Source organism: Streptomyces sp. CC208A, from assembly GCF_030010625.1.
Lineage (GTDB): Bacteria > Actinomycetota > Actinomycetes > Streptomycetales > Streptomycetaceae > Streptomyces.
Map to the genome: position 1 here is coordinate 44,120 of NZ_JASCXN010000031.1, position 20,569 is coordinate 64,688.

At 72.1% G+C, this 20,569-nt stretch carries 23 protein-coding genes; 12 read left to right on the top strand and 11 right to left on the bottom strand.

All coding sequences use genetic code 11. The annotated features are described in order from the left end of the window. Nucleotides 1-71 precede the first annotated feature (71 nt). The 3 genes from cyaB to QK442_RS27930 are packed head-to-tail and all read right to left on the bottom strand — an operon-like array spanning nt 72 to nt 2,238. On the bottom strand, nt 72-635 hold the full coding sequence (gene cyaB, locus QK442_RS27920) for a class IV adenylate cyclase (protein ID WP_282696845.1): 564 nt from the start codon (nt 633-635) through the stop codon (nt 72-74). Further along, nucleotides 632-2,008, bottom strand: a complete 1,377-nt coding sequence (locus tag QK442_RS27925; protein ID WP_282696846.1) for a hypothetical protein — start codon at nt 2,006-2,008, stop codon at nt 632-634. The genes cyaB and QK442_RS27925 overlap by 4 nt, the downstream gene beginning before the upstream one ends. 23 nt (nt 2,009-2,031) lie before the next feature. Further along, a complete protein-coding gene (locus QK442_RS27930) occupies nt 2,032-2,238 on the bottom strand; it encodes a hypothetical protein (protein ID WP_282696847.1) in 207 nt (68 codons plus the stop codon). A 792-nt stretch (nt 2,239-3,030) separates the two neighbouring features. Between QK442_RS27930 and QK442_RS36420 the strand changes: the two genes are divergently transcribed. The 4 genes from QK442_RS36420 (at nt 3,031) to QK442_RS27950 (ending at nt 5,945) form a co-directional block, all read left to right on the top strand. Continuing rightward, a complete protein-coding gene (locus QK442_RS36420) occupies nt 3,031-3,900 on the top strand; it encodes a hypothetical protein (protein WP_349239685.1) in 870 nt (289 codons plus the stop codon). Nucleotides 3,901-3,925: 25 nt separating this feature from the next. Then, on the top strand, nt 3,926-4,381 hold the full coding sequence (locus QK442_RS27940; RefSeq protein ID WP_282696849.1) for a PIN domain-containing protein: 456 nt from the start codon (nt 3,926-3,928) through the stop codon (nt 4,379-4,381). Between the two features lie 77 nt (nt 4,382-4,458). Next, nucleotides 4,459-5,319 carry a phosphatidylinositol-specific phospholipase C gene (locus QK442_RS27945; protein WP_282696850.1) on the top strand — a complete coding sequence of 287 codons (861 nt, stop codon included), beginning with the start codon at nt 4,459-4,461 and terminating at the stop codon, nt 5,317-5,319. A 53-nt stretch (nt 5,320-5,372) separates the two neighbouring features. Then, complete coding sequence (locus QK442_RS27950; protein WP_282696851.1) at nt 5,373-5,945, top strand: DinB family protein; 573 nt, start codon at nt 5,373-5,375, stop codon at nt 5,943-5,945. Nucleotides 5,946-5,955: 10 nt separating this feature from the next. Here QK442_RS27950 and QK442_RS27955 read toward each other — a convergent pair whose 3' ends face one another. From QK442_RS27955 to QK442_RS27980, 6 genes are all read right to left on the bottom strand, one after another. Next, nucleotides 5,956-6,735, bottom strand: coding sequence for a nucleotidyltransferase domain-containing protein (locus QK442_RS27955; RefSeq protein ID WP_282696852.1), 780 nt, complete (start codon nt 6,733-6,735; stop codon nt 5,956-5,958). After that, nucleotides 6,732-8,186 (bottom strand): HAMP domain-containing sensor histidine kinase, encoded by a 1,455-nt coding sequence (locus QK442_RS27960; RefSeq protein WP_282696853.1) that lies wholly within the window; start codon nt 8,184-8,186, stop codon nt 6,732-6,734. Before QK442_RS27960 ends, QK442_RS27955 begins: the two co-directional genes overlap by 4 nt. Then, the gene (locus QK442_RS27965) at nt 8,183-8,917 is read right to left on the bottom strand and encodes a response regulator transcription factor (RefSeq protein ID WP_282696854.1); all 735 of its coding nucleotides are present in this window, start codon (nt 8,915-8,917) and stop codon (nt 8,183-8,185) included. The genes QK442_RS27960 and QK442_RS27965 overlap by 4 nt, the downstream gene beginning before the upstream one ends. 20 nt (nt 8,918-8,937) lie before the next feature. Continuing rightward, nucleotides 8,938-10,026 (bottom strand): trypsin-like peptidase domain-containing protein, encoded by a 1,089-nt coding sequence (locus QK442_RS27970; protein WP_282696855.1) that lies wholly within the window; start codon nt 10,024-10,026, stop codon nt 8,938-8,940. 97 nt (nt 10,027-10,123) lie between these two features. Beyond that, a complete protein-coding gene (locus QK442_RS27975) occupies nt 10,124-11,149 on the bottom strand; it encodes a LacI family DNA-binding transcriptional regulator (RefSeq protein ID WP_282696856.1) in 1,026 nt (341 codons plus the stop codon). 72 nt (nt 11,150-11,221) lie between these two features. Beyond that, nucleotides 11,222-12,061 (bottom strand): response regulator transcription factor, encoded by an 840-nt coding sequence (locus QK442_RS27980; protein WP_282696857.1) that lies wholly within the window; start codon nt 12,059-12,061, stop codon nt 11,222-11,224. A 282-nt stretch (nt 12,062-12,343) separates the two neighbouring features. Between QK442_RS27980 and QK442_RS27985 the strand changes: the two genes are divergently transcribed. The 7 genes from QK442_RS27985 (at nt 12,344) to QK442_RS28015 (ending at nt 17,414) form a co-directional block, all read left to right on the top strand. Beyond that, the gene (locus QK442_RS27985) at nt 12,344-13,186 is read left to right on the top strand and encodes an alpha/beta fold hydrolase (protein ID WP_282696858.1); all 843 of its coding nucleotides are present in this window, start codon (nt 12,344-12,346) and stop codon (nt 13,184-13,186) included. 45 nt (nt 13,187-13,231) lie between these two features. Then, nucleotides 13,232-13,486, top strand: a complete 255-nt coding sequence (locus tag QK442_RS27990; RefSeq protein ID WP_282696859.1) for a MoaD/ThiS family protein — start codon at nt 13,232-13,234, stop codon at nt 13,484-13,486. A gap of 10 nt (nt 13,487-13,496) precedes the next feature. Next, complete coding sequence (locus QK442_RS27995; RefSeq protein ID WP_282696860.1) at nt 13,497-14,603, top strand: hypothetical protein; 1,107 nt, start codon at nt 13,497-13,499, stop codon at nt 14,601-14,603. A gap of 128 nt (nt 14,604-14,731) precedes the next feature. After that, nucleotides 14,732-15,418, top strand: a complete 687-nt coding sequence (locus QK442_RS28000) for a DUF2993 domain-containing protein (protein WP_282696861.1) — start codon at nt 14,732-14,734, stop codon at nt 15,416-15,418. A 427-nt stretch (nt 15,419-15,845) separates the two neighbouring features. Then, complete coding sequence (locus QK442_RS28005) at nt 15,846-16,691, top strand: sulfurtransferase (RefSeq protein ID WP_282696862.1); 846 nt, start codon at nt 15,846-15,848, stop codon at nt 16,689-16,691. Nucleotides 16,692-16,738: 47 nt separating this feature from the next. After that, nucleotides 16,739-17,029 carry a DUF1416 domain-containing protein gene (locus tag QK442_RS28010; protein WP_030495528.1) on the top strand — a complete coding sequence of 97 codons (291 nt, stop codon included), beginning with the start codon at nt 16,739-16,741 and terminating at the stop codon, nt 17,027-17,029. 85 nt (nt 17,030-17,114) lie between these two features. Then, nucleotides 17,115-17,414: a DUF3099 domain-containing protein gene (locus QK442_RS28015; protein ID WP_282696905.1), complete on the top strand. Its 300-nt coding sequence runs from the start codon at nt 17,115-17,117 to the stop codon at nt 17,412-17,414. A gap of 23 nt (nt 17,415-17,437) precedes the next feature. On the opposite strand, the gene QK442_RS28020 is transcribed toward QK442_RS28015, so the two are convergent. Beyond that, a complete protein-coding gene (locus tag QK442_RS28020; RefSeq protein WP_282696863.1) occupies nt 17,438-17,800 on the bottom strand; it encodes a DsrE family protein in 363 nt (120 codons plus the stop codon). Nucleotides 17,801-17,906: 106 nt separating this feature from the next. Here QK442_RS28020 and QK442_RS28025 point away from each other — a divergent pair, with 106 nt between their 5' ends. Next, entirely contained in the window at nt 17,907-18,149 is a 243-nt protein-coding gene (locus QK442_RS28025; RefSeq protein WP_282696864.1) for a hypothetical protein, read from the top strand. Nucleotides 18,150-18,374: 225 nt separating this feature from the next. Here the strand turns inward: QK442_RS28025 and QK442_RS28030 are convergent, their stop codons facing one another. After that, nucleotides 18,375-19,961 (bottom strand): hypothetical protein, encoded by a 1,587-nt coding sequence (locus QK442_RS28030; protein ID WP_282696865.1) that lies wholly within the window; start codon nt 19,959-19,961, stop codon nt 18,375-18,377. Between the last annotated feature and the right edge of the window lie 608 nt (nt 19,962-20,569).

Genomic DNA, 20,569 nt, shown 5'->3' on the forward strand with positions numbered 1-20,569 from the left:
GTCCTTGGCGGTCTCTGGAACGAAGGGGGCGGCGAACCGTTTCGACGGTCCGTCACCCCCTTTCCCGTGCCTCAGCCGTCGCGGCACCGTCGCATGACCAGATCGCGGTACGGCAGGGCCACCGTGGGGCACGCGACCAGACCGAGGCGGGCCTCGGCCTCGTCGAGGAGCCGGGCGGCGCGGTCGGGATCGGCGGACAGGATCTCGGTCTCGGCGAAGACCCCCGCGCCGGCCACCTCGTCGAGGGTGACGGTGACGTCGCCGAGACGGTAGGTGGTGCGGTGCTTGAGCACCCGTACGAGCTCGACCATGCCGATCGCGGTCAGCAGCGCCTCGGCCTGGAGCGCCTGCCCGCCGGACAGGACGAGATCGGTCTCCGGCTTGGCGATCACGTCGTCCGCGCGGTGGGTGTGCCGTGTGGTGGGCGGTTTGTACGTGATCTCGGTACGGTCGCCGCGACGGCGGACCCGCAGGCATTCGACGGTCGCCATGTAGTCGACGTCGGGGCGGGAGTAGTAGACGTCGGTCTCCGTCGACGTCCCCGCGTTCTCGTAGCCGAGGTCGCGGAGGCGCTTCTCCAGTTCGCCGGACGGCATGGTCAGTTCGCGCTTGCGCTCGACTTCGATCTCGGTCACGTGCCTTCTCCGGTGTTGATCGCGCGGTAGACACGGGTCAGGTTCCGTTTGCTGCACCAGCCCTGGACCGTGGTCATGGCCTGCCCCAGTGTCTCGGTGTCGATGAAGGGGATGCGGCGGAACAGGACAAGCTGTTTGGCGTCGTCCAAGGGGTTCGGCAGGCGTTTGGTCAGATAGCGGTTGTAGTAGTTGCGTTGTTGGACCAGTACGTCTTCGGGCTCCACCGGGAGCAGGACCGACTCCTCCGTCGCGGAGTTCACGGCGAACGCTGTGATCAGCTCGCCCAGGGTCAGGTAGGCATACGTCTCCCGGCCCTCTCGCGTGCTCCACGCCTCCCAGATCGCGAGGCAGGCGGTGTCGCCGCGCTCGGCGGCCGTGAGGAAAGCCGTCAGGGCCACGTCGGTGCACTCGTCGAAGATGTCGCCGTCGACGGTGTAGCGGTCTCCGTAGGGTTCGCTCACCGCCAGCAGCATGGCCTTGTGGGACCGGGGCAGCCAGTCCGATCCCGTGAGGACGTAACGCACTCGCTTGTGCCCCGTTCTCGCGTCGAGCCAGTCGGCCGCGAGCTGCCCGTCCAGGACGGGGACGAAGCCGAGGACACCGGAGCGCCACACGTGGTCGCGGAAGGTGATGTAGTGACGCTGCACTTCCCGGAACAGCCCGACCGGTGCACCGATGACGGCGCCGGTCGTACGGGACAGATCGTCGACCGGCGTGATCCGGGATCCCTGGCGGGCGACGACCTCATCCTCGGCATGGTGGTAGGGGTGCGTCCCTTCCCGGATGTAGTGGGGCAGGAACATACGTAGGAACTGGAGCCAGGACGGTCCGTCGTAGGCGTGGGTGACGCGCTCGTGCAGGGAAGGGGCCCGGACGGCGTACACGTCGCGGTAGGCGAAGTACCCCTCCCCGGTCAGCACCCTGGGGATCTTCCGCATGAGGGAGTGGATGCCGCCGTACCCGCCGGCGTACGAGTACACCTCGTGCAGGAGCGCGGAGGCGCCGATCACGTCCGCCCTGCGGTCGAGCAGGGTGTCGATGTCCTGGGCGAAACCCTCGACCAGCGTGCAGGTCCCGGTACGGTCGAAGGCGTTCATGGCCTCCGTGAGCGAACGGGACACGACTCCGGGTACCTCGATCAGGGTGAGGGTGATGTCGTTCGCGTGGTCCGAGCGGTCCGACATCTGGAGACGTTCCGCGAGGTACGCGACGGCGGCACCGCCGCCGGGACCGATCTCCACCAGGTGCGGACGCGGCGACGTGACGCGCTGGAGCGCCCGGTGCATGAGAAGCCCCTTCTCGGCGCCGTTGGCGTTCGCTGCGACGTCGAGGTAGCCGGGCGTCGCCTTGTGTTCGGTGGCGAACACGCTCACTCGTTCCTCCTTTCTCGTGATGCTCAGATCACGGGCTGGATGTTGTCGACGGCCGTGGACCACTCGACTCCGGAGGCGGGGCGGATGTGGGCGATGCGGACCACCCGGCCGTCGTCGTGCAGCTCGTGCGTGACGGCCATCAGCTCGCCTTCACCGTTGCTGGGGATGTCACGGACCTTCCGGCGCAGCAGCGGGTGCTGCTCGTAGCCCGCAGGGTCGACCGGGTTCATGCCTCGGCCTCCTGCCGACGGTCGTTGCTGGTCTCGGCCTCGACGCGGCGCATGAACGTCAGCCAGCCCCGCGCCGCCCGCAGGCGCAGGGCTCGGCTCGGTGCACCGGGAGACGGCTCGGGAGCGATGGGCCGACGTGGTGGGCGCTCGGGTAGGCCGGATTCGTCATGGGGGCGGGCGGGGACGGGCATGGCTGTCCTCTCGACGGAGGGTGAGCGTTGGATGGCTGATAGTCATTCAACGGGGGTACACCGCCCAGGAGAACGGTCCATGCTGGAGGGGTCGTTGAATGCGTTGAATGCCAGGGAGCTGGGAATGGGACGCACACCGAACACCGCCCTTGCCGCCTTGATGGTCGAGGCGGGCTGGGGAAACGGACAGCTCGCGCGGGCCGTCAACCGCGCTGGGGCCGAGGCGGGACTGACGCTCAACTACTCCGCGAGCACGGTGACTTACTGGCTCCGGGGTTCCCTTCCGAAGGAACCCGCGCGGGTGATCGTGGCGGAGGCGTTCGCGCGGCGTGTCCGGCGGCCGGTGACCTGTGCGGAGCTCGGGTTTCCCGACACCGGAGCCGATGCCGACAGCGAGAGGGGCACGCGCGGTCTGGCCGGTCTCGTCAGAAACGACATGGATCCCTCGCGGCGCGGTGTACTCGCTACGGGGTTGTACTCGGCCGCTCTGATGGTTCCCCGGTTCTCCGACCTGGGGGACCGGCTGGACGGCTCCGAGGAGGATCGGAGGGCGGGGCGTACGGTCCGTGTCGGGGCCGGTGAGGTGGCCACGGTCCGGAAGATGACGGACCACATCGCGACGATCCTGGACGACCTCGGGGGCGGCCACGCCCGCCCCATGGCGGCGGCTTTCCTGGCGAACACGGTGCTGTCGTGGCTGGAGGCGGACGCGACGCCGAAGGTGCGTGAGGAGATGCGCTCGGCCGCGTCGGATTTCGTGTACCTCACAGGGTGGATGGCCATGTACGAGCGGGCACACGGCCTCGGCCAGCGGTACTTCGTGCAGGCCCTCGACCTCGCCCGGGAGGCCGGCGACCAGCTCACGTACTGCCGGACCCTGCGGGGTATGGCGCTTCAGGCGTCGAACCTCGGACACGGGTCGAAAGCGTTGGAGCACGCGGACTCCGCCGCCGAGGCGGCCCCGTCGGCCGGGCCGCGCCTCGTCGCCTTCCTCCGGGGCCAGCAGGCGCACGGCGCGGCAATGGTGAAGGACCGTCGGCAGGCGTTCGCCCGGCTGCGGGAGGCAGAGGAGGCGCTGGCCCGGGCGGACGGCCGCAACGACGCGGTCGGCGGGTACGACCAGGCCGCGTACCACTTCCACGTCTCGCACGTGCTGTACGAGCTGGGCGACCTGCCGGGCTCGGTCAAGGCGATGCAGCGGTCCAACCGGGCACGGCCGTCGCACGAGCGGCAGGGGCGTGTGCACGCGCACGGCGTACTGGCCGCCCGGCAGTGGGAACTCGGGCACGTCGAGGCGGCGTGCGAGACCTGGGACCGCTTCCTGGACGACTACACCGTCCTGTCGACGGCACGTGGTGACGAGCACTTCGGGGTGCTCAGGAAGCACGTCGCCTCGCAGCCCGGTAGCCGGGCGGTGCGCGGGTTGGGGGAACGGGTGCGGGTCGTGGCGGAGCGGAAGGCGGCTGCCTGAGGCGAAGTGTCGTACGCGGTGGGGCGTGACCGCTCTGTCGGCCGGCATCCTTGAGGAGCTTCGGCGGAACATCGCCGAGAAGGTGGGAGACGGCAAGGCCGAGGGGCTCGTCGCGAAGCCGGAGGAGTGGTTTCCCGACAGCTCGGTGACGGAGTGCGAGTCGCTCGTGTCGGCCATGACGAACGACCCCAAGGACCGGCATGTCCTCGCCGCCGCGGTGCGGGGGCAGGCGCATGCGGTCGTGACGTTGAACCTCCGGGACTTTCCGCGGGCGGCCGGCGCTCCGTACGACATCGAGATCCTGCACCCCGACGACTTCCTGCTCGACATGCTCGACCTCGCGCCGGTCACCGTCCTGGCGGTGCTGAGGGCGCAGGCGGCTCGCTACCGGCGTGAGCCGCGTGATCTGCACGGGCTGCTCGACCGGCTCGCCGCCGGTGGCGTGCCGCAGTTCGCAGAGGAGGTCCGGCGCAGGATCTGAGGGATCCTCATGGTCGGGACCAAAGAGGCCGAGCGCCGCTCTGGTGAAGTTGTCGTGTGCCTGTCATGGTGGGGCTCATGGAGCGACGACGCTTTCTCGCCGGGGCCCTCGGGGCCGGAGCCGTACTGCTCGCCGGAGCGCCCGCCGCGAGGGCCTCGGCGGTGGACACGCGCGCGTGGATGGGGGCGCACGGGGACGGGACCGCGCTCGCGCGGCTCACGATTCCGGGGACGCACGACTCCGGGGCGCGGTTCGGGGGGCCGTGGGCGGAGTGCCAGAACACCACCATCGCGCAGCAGCTCGACAGCGGGGTGCGGTTCCTGGACGTGCGGTGCCGGGTGACCGGCGGGTCCTTCGCCATCCACCACGGCGCCGCCTACCAGCACATGATGTTCGGCGACGTGCTCATCGCCTGCCGGGACTTCCTCGCCGCCCACCCCTCCGAGACCGTGCTCATGCGGGTCAAGCAGGAGTACTCCGAGGAGTCCGACGCCGTCTTCCGGAGCGTCTTCGACGACTACCTCGACCGGCGCGGCTGGCGCTCCCTCTTCCGGATCGGGGACGGCCTGCCGCTGCTCGGCGAGGCGCGCGGGCGGGTCGTGCTGCTCGCCGACAACGGCGGGCTGCCCGGGCTGCGGTGGGCCGACTCCCGCCACTTCTCCGTCCAGGACGACTGGAACGCCCTCCCCTACGCCAAGTACCCGAAGATCGAGGCCCACTTCCACGCCGCCGTCGAGCGCCCTGGTCCTCTGTACGTGAACTTCGTCAGCACCTCCGCCGGCCTGCCGCCCCGCTGGAACTCCGACAACCTCAACCCCCGCGTCCACTCCTGGCTGGACGGCTCCTGGGCGGCCGGCCGCACCGGGCTCGGCATCGTCCCGCTGGACTTCCCCGCCACCCGCGCCGGGCTCGTGGAGGCCCTGCTGCGGCACAACTGAGGCCGGAGGGCAATTCGGTGGCGGCGGGAGCGGAGTCGTACCACCATGCCCGCATGCGGACCAGCGGCACGGACGACGTACAGCGGTGGACGACCTCCACCGTCCACACCGACATGTGGGCCGACCCCGACGACGATCCGCGCGAGGGCGGCGGCACGGTGGTCGTCGACGAGCGCGGCGCCCTCCTCGACGCCCTGCGGCACTTCCGGCTCACCCTGGAGCTGAAGTGCGAGGGCCTGGACGCCGAGCAGCTGGCCCTGCGGTCCGTACCGCCCTCCACCATGTCGCTGCTCGGGCTCATCCGGCACATGGCCGAGGACGAGCGGCACTTCCGCCGCCTCGCCGGCGAGGACACGCCCCGGATCTACCGCACCCCGGACGACCGCGACGCCGACTGGAACGGCGCCGTCGCCGACCCGGCCGTCGTCGAGGACGCCTGGCGGCGGTGGAGGGAGGAGGCGGAACTGACGGACCGGTTCGTCGCCGCCTCCCCGGACCTCGGCGCCCCGATCGCCGACGGCGGGCAGCTGCGCGAACTGCTCACCATGCAGATCACCGAGTACGCCCGCCACTGCGGCCACGCCGACCTGCTCCGCGAGCGGATCGACGGCCGCGTGGGGCAGTAGCACGCGCGCGCTAGCGGGGCGCCTTCTCGCCGTGCACGCGCGCGTACTCGGCGGCCGGCCACGGCGCCAGGCCGTCCAGCAGGACGCCGACGGAGCCGGGCGGCGCCTGCGAGCGGCCCGCCCGTACCGCCAGCCGCATCGGGCCCTCCCACTCCGGGTAGTACGCGGCGAACACCTCGGCCGACCGGTCGAGGTCGCTCGTCCATCCGCCCCACCGGGGCATCACCAGTGTCAGGCCGGTACGGACGAGCCTGCGGCCCACGATCCGGCCCAGCTCCTCGCCGCGCGCGTACCGGTCCCGCCAGCCGGGCAGCACCCGCGCCAGGTCGCCGTTGGTCTCCCTCGCCAGGAGGGAGGTCGGGCGGTACGCCGGAAGCTCCTCCGCCAGGTCCGGGCCGAGCAGCGGAGTGCACAGGCAGGCCACGAAGAAGCCCAGGTCGTACCGTTCCCGCTCGCTCAGCAGGACGTCCGCAGACGTCAGCAGCGCGCCCACACCGTCCACCTGCGGGAAGTCGGCGTCCAGCGACTCCTCCAGCGCCCGCGCGTCCGCCCGGTCCGCCTCCGTCGGCTCCGCGCGCAGCGCCAGCTGGAGGTCGAGGTCCGAGACGCCGGGCACGGCGGTGCCGCGGGGCACGCTTCCGTACAGGTACGCACTGTGCAGGCGGTCCGGGCCGAAGGTGGCCGCGATCCTCTCCCTGGCCGCCGCCACCAGCGGCGCGAACGCCTCCGGCACCCGTTCCAGGGCGCCCTCGCGGGCGATCGTTCCGGCAGGGCTCAGGCCCTCCCTCATCCCGTCACCTCCGGCGGCGGCGTCGGTGCCCCCGGGAAGCGCAGGACCGCCGCCGTGCCGCCGCCCTCCGCCGGAGCCAGGGCCACCGATCCGCCCGCCTGTTTCACCGTGCGGGCCACGATCGACAGGCCCAGACCCGAGCCCGGCAGACTGCGGGCCGACGGGGAGCGCCAGAAGCGGTCGAAGACGTGGGGGAGTTCGTCGGGGGCGATGCCGGGGCCGTGGTCGCGGACGGTCAGTTCGCCGCGCATCAGGGTCACCTCGACCGTGCCGTGCGGCGGGGAGAACTTCACCGCGTTGTCCAGGACGTTGACGAGTGCCCGTTCCAGGGCCGCCGGTTCCGCCCTTACGTACCAAGGCGCCAGGTCCGTCGTGAAGGTCAGTTCCGGGCCGCGCAGCCTCGCGCGGTCCAGGGCCGTGCGGAGGACGTTGTGGAGGGGGACCACCTCCAGCGGGCCGGGGCGGACCGCGTCCGGGCGGGCCAGTTCCTGGAGGTCGCCGATGAGGGCGGCCAGTTCTGTCATCTGGGCCTTCACCGAGGCCATCAGGGCGCGGCGGTCGTCCGGCGGGATCGCCCGGCCCGTCTCCTCGCTGCGGGCCAGGAGTTCGATGTTGGTGCGGAGGGAGGTCAGGGGGGTGCGGAGTTCGTGGCCGGCGTCGGCGATGAGGCGGGCCTGCCGGTCGCGGGAGCTGGCCAGCGCCGCCGTCATCTGGTTGAAGGCGCGCGACAGGCGGGCGATCTCGTCCTCGCCGTCGGCCGGGATGCGGACCGTCAGGTCCTCCGTCGCGGCCACGTGCTCCACCGCCCCCGTCAGCCGGTTCACCGGCTCCAGGCCGGTCCGCGCCACCCAAAGCCCGGCCGCGCCCGCGCCGACGACACCGATCCCGGAGACCAGCAGCAGCACCCAGCCCAGGGTGGAGAGCGAGTTGTCGACCTCGGCGAGCGGTCGGGCCACGGAGACCGCGACGCCGCGCGGTCCGGGCGGGAACGGCTGCGGGTAGGTGTAGACGCGCATCTCGCGCCCGTCGGCGTCCTTCACCGTGTGCAGGGCGTACGCGAGCGTCCCCCGGGCCACCGCCAGGTCGCCGTCCCCGACCGGCAGGGCCGCCTCGCCGAAGGTGCAGACGCCGCCGGCCGCGTCGATGAACTGCACGGTGTACGCGGCGGCCGGCGGCGGGGTGTCGCCCTGGCGGCAGCGGGTGGACAGGCTGAGGACGTCGTTCGCGTCGAGCCGGGTGTTGCGCAGGGCGGAGTCCAGCTCGCCCTCCAACTGCGCCCGGGTGACGAACCAGCAGGCCGTGGAGACGGCGGCGACCGCGACGGCCACCGCGAAGGCGGTGAGCAGCGCGAGCCGCGAGCGCAGCGGCCGGGACCGGAACCAGGCCAGGGGCGTACGGCGCCGGGCGGGGGGCGTCCCAGGGACCTGGGGCGTTCCGGGAGCCTGCGTCATTCGGTGCCGCCCCCGCCGCGGAGCACGTACCCGACGCCGCGCACGGTGTGGACGAGCCGCGGTTCGCCGCCCGCCTCCGTCTTGCGCCGCAGGTACATCACGTACACGTCCAGCGAGTTCGAGCTCGGCTCGAAGTCGAAGCCCCACACCGCCTTGAGGATCTGCTCACGCGTGAGGACCTGCCGGGGGTGGGCCAGGAACAGTTCCAGGAGGGTGAACTCGGTGCGGGTCAGCTCGACGGGCCGCCCGCCGCGGGTCACCTCGCGGGTCGCCAGGTCCATCCGCAGGTCCTCGAAGGAGAGGACGTCCTCCGGTTCCGTGGAGGCGGCCGACGGGGCGGCGTAGGAGCTGCGGCGCAGCAGGGCGCGGATGCGGGCGAAGAGCTCGTCGAGCTCGAAGGGCTTCACCAGGTAGTCGTCGGCGCCCGCGTCGAGGCCGGTGACGCGGTCGCCGACGGTGTCGCGGGCGGTGAGCATGAGGATGGGCACGGTCGATCCCGCGGCCCGGATCCGGCGGGCCGCCGTCAGCCCGTCCATGCGGGGCATCTGCACGTCGAGGACGACGAGGTCGGGGGCGTACGACTCCATGGCGGCGAGCGCGTCGACGCCGTCGACGGCCTCCCGCGTCGCGTACCCCTCGAAGGCGAGGGAGCGCCGCAGGGCCTCCCGCACGGCGGGTTCGTCGTCGACGATGAGGATGCGTTCGGAGTCGTTCGGCTGGCCGCTGCTCATGGGGTCAGCGTGCCACGTGCTCAGCTCCGGCCGCCGGAGCGGAGGGCGTCGAGGTCGGCCTTGAGGGTGTTCACCGGGATGGCGAATCCGAGGCCGACGCTGCCCGCCGTGGAACCGCTCGAAGCGCTGGGCGAGTACATGGCCGAATTGATTCCGATGATCTCGCCGTTCATATTGATCAGCGCGCCGCCGGAATTCCCCGGGTTGAGCGAGGCGTCGGTCTGGATCGCCTTGTACGTGGTCTTCGAGCTGCCGGTGTCGCCGTTGAACTGCTGCCCGCCGAACTCGAACGGCCAGCCCTGCCGCGGGTCCCACCGCTGCTGCTGATCCTGGCTGTCGGCGTCCTCGGCGTTCTTCGCGACGGTGACGTCCCGGTCGAGGGCGGAGACGATGCCGCTGGTGACGGTGCCGGTCAGGCCCTCGGGGGAGCCGATGGCGACGACCTCGTCGCCGACCCTGACCTTCGAGGAGTCGCCGAGGGTGGCGGCCTTCAGGCCGGAGGCGCCCTTGAGCTTGATGAGGGCGAGGTCCTTGTCGGGGTCCTTGCCGACGACCTCGGCGGCGTAGGTCCTGCCGTCGCTGGTCCGCACGGTGATCTCGGAGGCGCCGGAGATCACGTGGTTGTTGGTGACGATCTCGCCGTCGGCGGTGAGGATCACGCCGGAGCCGGTGGACTTGCCGGAGGCGGAGCTCGCGGAGATCTCGACGATGGAGGGGGAGACGGCCTCGGCGACCCCGGCGACCGTGCCGGTGCTGCTCGCGGAGACGTTGGTGCCGCTCACCACGGGGGAGGAGGCGGTGGCGGCGGGGGTGGTCGTGGTCAGCTGCTGCACCAGGGTCGCGGTGCCGCCGCCGACCGCCGCCGCCGCGATCGCCACGGCCGCCATCAGGCCGACCCCGCGCCTGGCCCGGCGCCGGGGACCGGGGGCGGCCGCCGCGTGGGCGGGACCCGCCGGGGGAGGGGTGTACCCGCCGCCGGAACCGGACGGCCCGCCGCCGGAACCGGACGGCCACACGGTGGTGCCCGGCTCGGTGGTGATCGGCCGCGTCGGCTCGTAGGGCGGGCGCGGCGGGTAGTACGGCTGCTGGGGCTGCTGGTGGTCCGTCATGGCTATGACTCTTGGACCGGTGGATGAGAACCGTCTGAGGACCGGCTGAGAAGCCCGACAGAACCCTGTATGACCGAAATAAAGACCTGGCTGGGGTTTACCGGTGGCAGCCGCAGGAGCGGCGGACCACAAGGGTCGACGGCACCTGCTTGACGCGCTCGCGGCGGGAGCCGGAGACCCGGACCGAGTCGTCGAGGACCAGGTCGACGGCGGCCCGGGCCATCGCCGGGCGGTCGGAGTAGACCGTGGTCAGCGGCGGGTCGGTGAGCGCCGCCTCCTTCACGTCGTCGAAGCCCGCCACCGCCAGCTCCGTCGGCACGTCGATGCGCAGCTCGCGGGCGGCCCGCAGCACGCCGATGGCCTGGTCGTCGGTGGAGCAGAAGATGGCCGGCGGCCTGTCGGGGCCCGCCAGGATCTTCAGGGCCACCTGGTAGGCGTCGTAGCGGTTGTACGGGGCCTCGAAGAGCCGGTCCTCGACGGAGCGGCCGGCCTCCAGCATGGCGCGCCGCCAGCCCTCGACGTGGTCGGCGACCGGGTCGCCGACGGCCGGGGTGTTGGGGACGCCGCCGAGGCACGCCACGTACGGGTGGCCGTGCTCCAGGAGGTGTCGGGTGGCGAGCTGGGCGCCGCCGATGTCGTCGGTCACGACGGCCACGTCGTCGATCGCCTCGGGCCGCTCGTGCAGCAGCACCACGCGCGCGTCCCAGGCCTCGATCTCGCTCGCGGCCTGTTCGCTCATGCCCTGGCTGACCAGGATGAGGCCGGAGACCCGCATCCCGAGGAAGGCCCTCAGGTAGTGGATCTCGCGCTCGGTGCGGTAGTCGGAGTTGCCGACCAGGACCATCTTGCCGCGCTCGGCGGCGGCCTGTTCGACCGCGTGCGCCATCTCCGCGAAGAAGGGCTGGCGCGCGTCCGGGACGATCATGCCTATGAGGTCGGTGCGGCGGGACGCCATCGCCTGGGCCACCCGGTCGGGCCGGTAGCCCAGCTCCTTGATGGCGGCGAGGACACGCTCGCGCGTGGCCGGGGCGACCGGCCGGGGTCCGTTGTTGATGACGTAACTCACGACCGCGGTCGAAGTACCCGCCAGTCGCGCTACGTCATCCCGCGTCACCTTGGCCACGCGCGGAAGTCTACGCGGGGTGACCTACCTACCGGCAGGTCGCACTGTGGCATACGCCACGTTACCGTCCGCCTAACGAGTGGAGTCGGCCGTGGAGCCCTTGACTCCGGCGCCGGCTCCGGCTCCGGTACGGGCCTCCTCCCGGGTGTCCTGCCCCGCTTCCGCCTGCTTCGTCCCCCGGGTCTCGGTCGCCTCCGTGGAGCGGTCCGCGGCCCGGGCCTCTTCCGCGGTCCGCTCGACCTTCTCAGGGGTGACGAAGCGGTATCCCACATTGCGGACGGTGCCGATCAGCGACTCGTGCTCGGGGCCCAGCTTGGCGCGCAGCCGCCGGACGTGGACGTCGACCGTCCGGGTGCCGCCGAAGTAGTCGTACCCCCACACCTCCTGGAGCAGCTGCGCCCGCGTGAAGACCCGGCCGGGGTGCTGCGCCAGGTACTTGAGGAGCTCGAACTCCTTGAAGGTCAGGTCCAGGACCCGGCCCTTCAGCTTGGCGCTGTACGTGGCCTCGTCCACCGACAGGTCGCCGTTGCGGATCTCCATCGGGGAGTCGTCCGCGACGATCTGCTGACGGCCCAGGGCGAGCCGCAGCCGCGCCTCGACCTCGGCGGGGCCCGCGGTGTCCAGGAGGACGTCGTCGATGCCCCAGTCCGCGGTGACCGCCGCCAGACCGCCCTCCGTGACCACCAGGACCAGCGGACAGCCGGGCCCGGTGGAGCGCAGCAGCTGGCAGAGGGAACGGACCTGCGGCAGGTCGCGCCGGCCGTCGACGAGGATCACGTCCGCGCCGGGGGTGTCCACGAGGGCGGGGCCCTCGGCCGGGGCGACCCGGACGTTGTGCAGCAGCAGGCCGAGGGCGGGAAGCACCTCGGTCGACGGCTGGAGAGCGTTGGTCAGGAGCAGCAGTGAACTCATCGCGTCCCACCTGCCTGGGGGGTCGTCGGCCTCGTCGGTCGGTCGTGCTTCGTACGCTCGTGCTCCGTACGCTCGTCCATACGTCGGTTCCTCCTCGGTCCCTGCGAGGACTCCTGCGGCACTGCTCGGGCTTGCTGTGCGCTTACCGCGCTTACTGCGGGTCTCACCTGTCGCTCTCGCGCCCTGAGAGCTTTTGTTCATCCGTCCGTAACAACAGCCGGAAAACGCAAAAGGACCCGGTGGCGACGTCGCCCGGATCCTCTGCCTAGGAGAATAGCCCACATGAGTTCCGAGGCAGAGGGCCGATTTCACATCCTGGATGTTTCCTCGCTCACTTTCGGGCCCCGGCGCGCAATGTTGCGCACGGAGGACGGCGTCCGTATCGAAGCCGTGTACGAACCCTCGTACGGGCCCTCCTCCGATGGTGCCACCGGCACGGAAACCGGCACCGCGATCGTGGTCGCCCACGGCTTCACCGGCTCCGCCGCCCGACCCGCCGTGCGCCGCGCGGCCCAGGTCCTCGGGCGGCACGCGGCGGCCGTCGTCACCTTCTCCTTCCGCGGCCACGGCGGCTCCGGCGGCCGCTCCACCCTCGGCGACCGCGAGGTCCTCGACCTCTCCGCCGCCGTCCGCTGGGCCCGCGACCTGGGCCACGCGCGCGTGGCGACGGTCGGCTTCTCCATGGGCGGCTCCGTCGTCCTCCGGCAGGCCGCCCTGGCGCGCGGCACGGACACCGGACCCGACGCGGTCGCCGCCGTCTCCGCCCCCGCCCGCTGGTACTACCGGGGTACGGCCCCGATGCGCCGCCTCCACTGGATGGTCACCCGCCCGGCGGGCCGGCTCGTCGGCCGGTACGGGCTCCGCACCCGCATCGACGCCCGCCCCTGGGACCCCGTGCCGCTCCCGCCCGTCGAGGCCGTCCCGCTGATCGCCCCCGCCCCGCTGCTCCTCGTCCACGGCGACCGGGACCCCTACTTCCCCCTCGACCACCCCCGCATGCTGGCCGCGGCCGCCACCGACGGCGCCCCGGTGGAGCTGTGGCTGGAGCCCGGCATGGGCCACGCGGAGAACGCGGCCGGCGAGGAGCTGCTCGACCGGCTCGGCGACTGGCTCACCCGCCGATAGCCCATCATGGGGGGCGGCGCGCACACGAACGAAGGGAGCGCCGCTATGGCAGCGGGAACCATCCGCTACTGGGCCGCGGCCAAGGCCGCCGCCGGTGTCGCCGAGGAGCCGTACACCGCCGAGACCCTCGCCGAGGCCCTGGACGCGGCCCGGGCGAACCACCCGGGCGAGCTGGTCCGGGTCCTCCAGCGGTGCTCGTTCCTGGTCGACGGGGACCCGGTCGGGACCCGGAGCCATGAGACGGTACGGCTTGCCGAGGGCGGCACGGTCGAGGTGCTCCCCCCGTTCGCAGGAGGGTGAACCCCACACCATGAGCAACGACCAGCAGTACGGCGGCCACGGCGGGCAGCCGTACGACCCGCCGGCGTACGACCCGAACGCGTACGACCCCTCGGTCACCCAGACCTGGGAGGGCCAGACCTGGGACACCACGTACCAGCCCGCGGTCCAGCCCAGGGAGCAGCCGCAGGCGTACGGGTACGAGTACGCGGCCGCCCAGCAGCAGCCGTACGCCCCGGAGCAGTACTCCCAGCCCCAGGCGTACCCGCGGCCCCAGGCGTACGCCCAGGATCCCTACCCGCGGCCCCAGCCGCCCGCCGTCGAGCCCGAGCCCGATCCCGGCCCCGCGTACTCCTCGCCGACCACCTCCGGGAACACCCGGATCACCGACGCCCAGCGCGCGCGTGCCGAGGGCCGGTCGCCGATCATCGAGCCCGGGATGCGGCCCGCCGCGCTGACGGCCGTCCTCGGACTGCTGCTCGCCGGCGGCGCCGCCCTCGGCTCGTACGGGCTCCTCCTGCCGCTGGTCGCGCTCCAGGGGCTGACCGCCGCCGGCTGGTTCCGGCTCAACGGCATGTGGCCCGCCCGGCAGGGCATCGCGCTCGCCTTCCTCGGCGGGCTCGTCGCCGACGCCGCCCTGCTGGCCACCGGCCGCGAGCACACGGCCCCCGCGATCCTCGGCACGCTCGGCGTGTGGGTCCTGCTCTGCCTCGTCCTCCAGCTGCGCAGCCACGCGGACCCCGACGAGCGCATGTACGGCCTGATGGCGACCGTCGCCTCGGCGGCGCTCACCGTCCTCGCCGCCGGGCACCTCGGCGCCGAGCCGGACGCGGTCGTGGCCGGTGCGGCGGCGGTGGCCGCGGCCGTCCTCGCCCGCGCGCTCCCGCTGCCCGGTCCGGTCTCGCTGGTCGTCTCGCTGCTCGCCGCCGCGGGCGCGGGCATCGCCGCCGGCGCCCTCACCGGCATGGGCGCCTCCGGGGCGCTGCTCGGCCTCGCCTCGGGCGTCTGCGCCCTCGTGGGCCTGCGGGCGGCCAGTTACGACTACCCGTCCCGGTTCGTGCACATGACGGCCGGCGTGGCCCTGCCGCTGACGGCCGCCGCGCCCGCCGTGTACCTGCTCGGCCGGGCTCTGGTCTGAGCGGCCCGGCCGCCCGCCCGGGAACCGTCCGGCCCCCTGGCACGTCGATCTTTCGTGCCAGGGGGCCGGCACGCATCACGACGGCACCGACGGCACCGACGACACGGGTTACGGGGGAAGAGACGGCCATGCGAGCACTGCGGATCCTGCTGGTGGTGGCCGTCGTGCTGGGCGGACTCCTGGTGGGCGCCGACCGCCTGGCCGCCGCCTGGGCGGAGTCGGAGGTGGCGGGCCGCGCCTCGCTCGCGGGCGGGAAGACCGAGTCCGTCGAGGTCGACATCAAGGGCTTCCCCTTCCTCACCCAGGCCGCCGACAAGCGTTTCGGCGAGGTCGAGGTGGTCGCGAAGGGCGTCCGCACCCAGGCCGGCGGCAAGCCCGTACGGATCGGCGAGCTCGCCCTCGACCTGCGGGACGTGACCGTGACCGGCGACTGGGACCGGTTCCGGGCCGGTTCGGCGGACGGGACGGCGCTCATCACGTACGCGGACCTCGTCGAGGCATCCCAGCGGGCCACCGCCATGGAGTACGACAGCCCCGGCAAGGTGAGGGTGACGGGCAGCGTCCAGGTCCTGGGCCGCACGATGACCCGTACGGTCGTGTCCTCGGTCACGCTGGTGCGCGGCGACACCCTCAAGGTCCGCGCCGACGAGGTGCCCGGCGAGGGCATCCCCCTTTTGGAGGACCTCGTCCGGGAGCGCACCGACTTCGAGCGCCCGCTCGGCCGCGTCGCCGGCATGCGGGTGGTGCGGGTGGAGCCGCGTCCCGAGGGGCTGGCGGTGACGGTGACCGGTCGGGACGTCGCCATAGCGGGCTGAAACGGACCCGTTTTCACATACTGAGACGGCGTCGTCCGGTCCGCAGAAGTACCAGGGGAACGGCCGTCCGCAAGGGCGGCGGGCGCCGCTCCGACCCCTCTCCGATCTCACTCTCCGGATGATTGCGTCTCACCATACGACACGCCGGTGACACGGCCGCCTGTCCGTCCCTACGATCGACCGCATGAAGCGACAGGCGGAACTCACGAAGCGGCGGGCAGTAGACCTGTGCCGCATCGCCGCCATGCTCTGTCGCTCCGTCTGAGCGGGACGCGCTCCGCGCCCGTATTCCCCACGGCCCGCCGACCCCAGGTCGGGAGCCGCACCGCGCAGCACCACGCCGTCGGGCGCCCGCGCCCCGACGCGTACCCGCACGCAGCACCACCCCGCACCACACCGCCGCACACTGCCCCGGAGGAGAAACAGCATGGCTCGCAGCGACGTACTGGTCGACGCCGACTGGGTCGAGGCCAACCTCGACAACCCGGCCGTCGCGATCGTCGAGGTCGACGAGGACACCGCCGCCTACGACAAGAACCACATCAGGAACGCGATCCGGATCGACTGGACCAAGGACCTCCAGGACCCGGTCCGCCGCGACTTCATCGACCAGGAGGGCTTCGAGAAGCTCCTCTCCGCCAAGGGCATCGCCAACGACACCACGGTCGTCCTCTACGGCGGCAACAACAACTGGTTCGCCTCGTACGCCTACTGGTACTTCAAGCTCTACGGCCACCAGGACGTCAAGCTCCTCGACGGCGGCCGCAAGAAGTGGGAGCTCGACTCCCGCGACCTGGTCGACGGCTCCGAGGTCCCGAACCGCCCGGCCACCGAGTACAAGGCCCAGGCCCAGGACGTCTCCATCCGCGCCTTCCGCGACGACGTCGTGGCCGCGATCGGCACCCGGAACCTGGTCGACGTCCGCTCGCCCGACGAGTTCTCCGGCAAGCTGCTCGCCCCCGCCCACCTCCCGCAGGAGCAGTCGCAGCGCCCGGGCCACGTCCCGACCGCCCGCAACATCCCGTGGTCGAAGAACGCCAACGACGACGGCACCTTCAAGTCGGACGAGGAGCTCAAGGCCCTCTACGAGGCCGAGCAGGTCGACCTGGCGAAGGACACCGTCGCCTACTGCCGCATCGGCGAGCGCTCCGCCCTCACCTGGTTCGTCCTGCACGAGCTGCTCGAGGTCCCGAACGTCAAGAACTACGACGGCTCGTGGACCGAGTACGGCTCCCTCGTGGGCGTGCCGATCGAGCTCGGCGCCAACAAGTAAGACCGGGTCGCGCGACCTTCCCTCCCCTCTAGGACAGGACAGAGAACATGTGTGGAGCTCCGATCGGCGGCCCCGACGTCAGCACGCTCAAGCCGGGTGAGACGGCCATCCAGGGCCAGGTGACCAAGGACGGCGAGCCCGTCACCGGTTACGTCCGCCTCCTGGACGCCTCCGGCGAGTTCACGGCCGAGGTCCCCACCTCCGCCACCGGCCAGTTCCGCTTCTACGCGGCCACCGGCGAGTGGACCCTCCGGGCCCTCGTCCCCGGCGCCCAGGCCGACCGCAAGGTCGTCGTCACGGAGACGGGCAGCCTGACGGACGTCGCCATCGCGGTGTAGTCCGCGTAGACACGGACCGGCCGAAGGGCCGTGCCTCCTGGGGGGTTGGACGCCATCACCAGGACTTGAGGCACGGCCCTTCGGTCTGCCCGCGCGCGGGCGCCGGTCGTACGCTGAAGGTGTGTACGCACGGCGTCGGCGCGTCTACTTCTGGATGATGGGTGCCTGCCTGGTCCTCTTCGTGGGTGCCTGGGCGGTCGTGCGGCTGTTCTCCATGCCGGTCGCCATCGGCATGTGCGTCGTCGCCATGGTCATACCGCCGGTCGCCGCGATGATCGCGAACCGGCGCGGGCCCGAGGACCGCTGGTGGGACGACCCCTCGGGGGACCCGCAGTCGGACGAGTGGTGGGACGAGCTCGACGGCAAGAAGCGCCGGGACCGGTAGGACCGGTGGTCGGGCTCAGTAGCTCAGTACACGAGCGCCTGCGTCCCGTCGGCCATCGCCTCCTGGACGAACACCTGGGCGCCGGCGATGCGGACGCCGTCCAGGACGTCCTTCTCGGTGATCTCGCGGCGGGCCGCGCACTGGGTGCACAGGGTGATCCGGCCGGCCGCCAGGATCGAGTCGATCAGCTCCGGCAGCGGCGCGGCGTGCGGCAGTCCGAACTCGGCCGCCCGGCCCGGGAGGGCGAACCACGAGGACTCGCCGGTCAGCCACAGTGACACCTCGACGCCGCTCGCGACGGCGACGGCGGCCACGGTGAAGGCCTGGGAGCAGCGTTCGGGGGCGTCGGCCCCGGCGGTCACCTTGATCACGAGCTTCTTCGCCATATACCGAACTGTAATGCGAAGCCATGCAACCTCATGCATACCCCACGGGTCAGGTGAGTGCGCGGATGAACGGAATCCGCGATTCACATCTTGTGGGGGGCCAGCTTTGGAAGCTGCAGAAGCGGCGGAATCCGCCCAGAACGTTCCGCTCCCGGCCCTCAACCAGCCGGGCCTCGCCTACCCCGCGAAGCCGCTCCCGAAGGGCCAGGAGCCCGACCCGCTCCCGGCCGCCGAGGACGCCCAGGCCAAGACGGACGGCAATCTGCGCAAGCTGCTCCTGCCGTGCCCGGCCGGGGCTCGCGACAGCGAGGTCGGGCCGAGGGACGGCTGGTGCAACCTCGCCTCGTAGGCGCAGAACTTCAAGGACGAGAGCCACCTGCGGCGGATCGCCCTTTCCGCGGCTGGGAGTCCGGCGAGAACCGCACCACGCTCACTCGGCTCGTCCAGTTCGCCCCAGCGACGAGCTCGGCGCCGTGGAGCACACTCGGGGCCAGCCCGGCTACACGGACGGGGAGGAGCACGCGGACAATCTGGGCGACGCGATCAAGGGCAGCCACAACGGCCGCTACTACCTCTACCGTTCTTGGCGTCGTCGGCCGGTGTCGGCCGAGCTGTCGCGGACCGGACCGGTGATGGTCCGGTGACCTCGCGAACGGTCTTCGGGGTCGGGGAACAGCGCGAGCTGGTCACTTCGGCGCGGTCGAGTCTTGACGCCCGGTAGGGGCGTGCTCGCTGTCCTGGGTGGGCTCGCGGTCCCACGTGCCCTCGGGGTGGGTACGGCCTGGCCGGTAGCTCTCCGTCCCGCCATCCGCTGGTGGTGGGCGGTCACACCTGGCCGACGCCGTACCCGGTGCCCGAGGGCGCGTCGTGCGATGGCCACCGAGGCGCCGTGGTGCCTGGTGACCGTGATCTGCTGGTTCTGCTGCTGGAGCGGGGTCTTCCAGTACCGCTCGCCCCAGACACTGGTGTACGCCGGGTCGACCGCGATCACCACGAGGCCGGCGTGGAACGCCATCGAGCGCAGGCGTTCGCGGAACTTCGCGGTGGGGATACCGGCCACGGTGCGGCGGAACGTCTTGCCACGCCCGCCGCGTCCCATGGTCTCCCGGCCGGTGGCACGGGCGTCGTCGAAGCCCAGGTTCTCGATCGCGATCCCCGCGCAATGATGCTCACGGGCGAGGGCGATCAGCCGGGTGATTGCTGCGCGCAGCCGTCCGTCCCGCCGGGACGTGGGGCCGGTGAGGTCGAGGGGGACGGTGACGGGTTGGCCGGTGGGGTTGCCGTGCGGGTCGAGGACGCAGGCGGCGAGGTGGTCGGCGTTCAGGTCCACGCCCAGCATGCGTGCGCCGGAGGCCCGGAACTCGGCGGGGGTGGGCAGGGCGGCGGTCTCGGCGGCCCAAGAGGCGGCCAGGTACCAGCGGCCGCGCTGCGGGTCGTGGACGATGTCGTAGCGCACGGCCCGGTGCGCGGTGACCCGGTCCAGCCATTCCTCGCGCCGGTGCGGGAAACCGACCGCGCACGCGAGCCGGTACCGGCCGCGCGGGGCGTTCGACAGGTGCCGCAGCGGCTCGGGCAGCACGATCGTCACGCTGCCGTCACTCGGGTCCAGGCTGATGGTGTAGTTGCCGTGCGGGGCGCCAGACTCGCCGTCGGCGGTCAGGAACAGCCGCTGCGCGTCCCACAGGTCACGCCACTGTCGTTCGGTGAGCCGGGCCTTCTCCAGGTTGTGCCGGGATTTCGCCAGGCGTCGGCCACCGACCACGATGCCCGGCCGGCCGGACTCGATACGGGCCTCCACGTTGGTCAGGCGGGTCTTGAGCACGGCGAGGCGGCGCTGCTTGGCCCACCGCTCGGCCTGGTCCGCATAGCCCCGGGCCTTGCCCTCGCGCTGCCCGCACGGCACTGCGAGCCGCGCCTCGACGGCACGGACGGCCCGGCGCAGAGAGGTCCTCTCGTCGTACAGGCAGCGCAGGGAGAGCTGGTACTGGTCCTCCGACGCGCGGGTCATCGCCCCGGCCCACCGCGACGACGACACGGCGGTGAGCTTCTTCTTCCGCTCCGCCCGCCGATTCTGCCCGGTCTTCACCCGCCCGATCCCGAGCCGCACCGCGAGATCCGTCCGCTGAAGGCGGCCCAGATGCTCACCGACCAGCCGGAGCACCTCCGCCTCACCCGGGGTGACACGCAGCCGGTCCCGGATACGGGCCCCACCGGGCGCGGCAACCGTGAACGGGGCCGCGATGGCTCGCAGTCCACGCCTCCTGCCGCGCTTGCGTGCCACCGGCCACCCCACCCCCTGAACGCGTCGAACTCGGCTGCCACCACCGATCATGCGTGCCCGGCAGCCCAGGATCCCGGGAACTGCCCTCGCTCACCCGATCGAGGGATACACCGCCCAACCACGACCGACAACCGAGCCAACGGTCGCCAACCCGCTGGGCGTACATCCAGGCGGGCGACATCGTGGCCGTGGTGTCGCAGGTCCGGGCGGGCGAGGCGCCCGCCGTCCCGTTCCAGCAGACGGTGACCCTGCAGAACCAGCTGCTCGGCTGACCGGCCGTCCGCAAGCGTCGTCCACGGGAGACCCACCTCACCACGTGGGCCGGGCCCCCGCCCACTAAACTGGGGCCCGGCCCGTTATGCCTTCACCGCTCAGCCGAGGAGCACCCTGTGATCATTTTCTTCGAGACCCTGCTGGTCCTGGTCGCCGTCGGCGTGCTCGCCTTCGCCGGTCTGACCGTGAAGAAGCTGTACCAGGGCCAGCGCTGA

What these genes read in the sequence shown, in the direction of transcription:
- QK442_RS28000 (WP_282696861.1), top strand. Translation starts at nt 14,732, where the DNA reads ATGCGAGCACTGCGGATCCTGCTGGTGGTGGCCGTCGTGCTGGGCGGA.
- QK442_RS27970 (WP_282696855.1), bottom strand. Translation starts at nt 10,026, where the DNA reads ATGACGGACCACCAGCAGCCCCAGCAGCCGTACTACCCGCCGCGCCCG.
- QK442_RS27950 (WP_282696851.1), top strand. Translation starts at nt 5,373, where the DNA reads ATGCGGACCAGCGGCACGGACGACGTACAGCGGTGGACGACCTCCACC.
- QK442_RS28020 (WP_282696863.1), bottom strand. Translation starts at nt 17,800, where the DNA reads ATGGCGAAGAAGCTCGTGATCAAGGTGACCGCCGGGGCCGACGCCCCC.
- QK442_RS27945 (WP_282696850.1), top strand. Translation starts at nt 4,459, where the DNA reads ATGGAGCGACGACGCTTTCTCGCCGGGGCCCTCGGGGCCGGAGCCGTA.
- QK442_RS28005 (WP_282696862.1), top strand. Translation starts at nt 15,846, where the DNA reads ATGGCTCGCAGCGACGTACTGGTCGACGCCGACTGGGTCGAGGCCAAC.
- QK442_RS27995 (WP_282696860.1), top strand. Translation starts at nt 13,497, where the DNA reads ATGAGCAACGACCAGCAGTACGGCGGCCACGGCGGGCAGCCGTACGAC.
- QK442_RS27985 (WP_282696858.1), top strand. Translation starts at nt 12,344, where the DNA reads ATGAGTTCCGAGGCAGAGGGCCGATTTCACATCCTGGATGTTTCCTCG.
- QK442_RS27955 (WP_282696852.1), bottom strand. Translation starts at nt 6,735, where the DNA reads ATGAGGGAGGGCCTGAGCCCTGCCGGAACGATCGCCCGCGAGGGCGCC.
- QK442_RS27990 (WP_282696859.1), top strand. Translation starts at nt 13,232, where the DNA reads ATGGCAGCGGGAACCATCCGCTACTGGGCCGCGGCCAAGGCCGCCGCC.
- QK442_RS28010 (WP_030495528.1), top strand. Translation starts at nt 16,739, where the DNA reads ATGTGTGGAGCTCCGATCGGCGGCCCCGACGTCAGCACGCTCAAGCCG.
- QK442_RS27930 (WP_282696847.1), bottom strand. Translation starts at nt 2,238, where the DNA reads ATGAACCCGGTCGACCCTGCGGGCTACGAGCAGCACCCGCTGCTGCGC.
- QK442_RS27980 (WP_282696857.1), bottom strand. Translation starts at nt 12,061, where the DNA reads ATGAGTTCACTGCTGCTCCTGACCAACGCTCTCCAGCCGTCGACCGAG.
- QK442_RS27965 (WP_282696854.1), bottom strand. Translation starts at nt 8,917, where the DNA reads ATGAGCAGCGGCCAGCCGAACGACTCCGAACGCATCCTCATCGTCGAC.
- QK442_RS36420 (WP_349239685.1), top strand. Translation starts at nt 3,031, where the DNA reads ATGACGGACCACATCGCGACGATCCTGGACGACCTCGGGGGCGGCCAC.
- QK442_RS27960 (WP_282696853.1), bottom strand. Translation starts at nt 8,186, where the DNA reads ATGACGCAGGCTCCCGGAACGCCCCAGGTCCCTGGGACGCCCCCCGCC.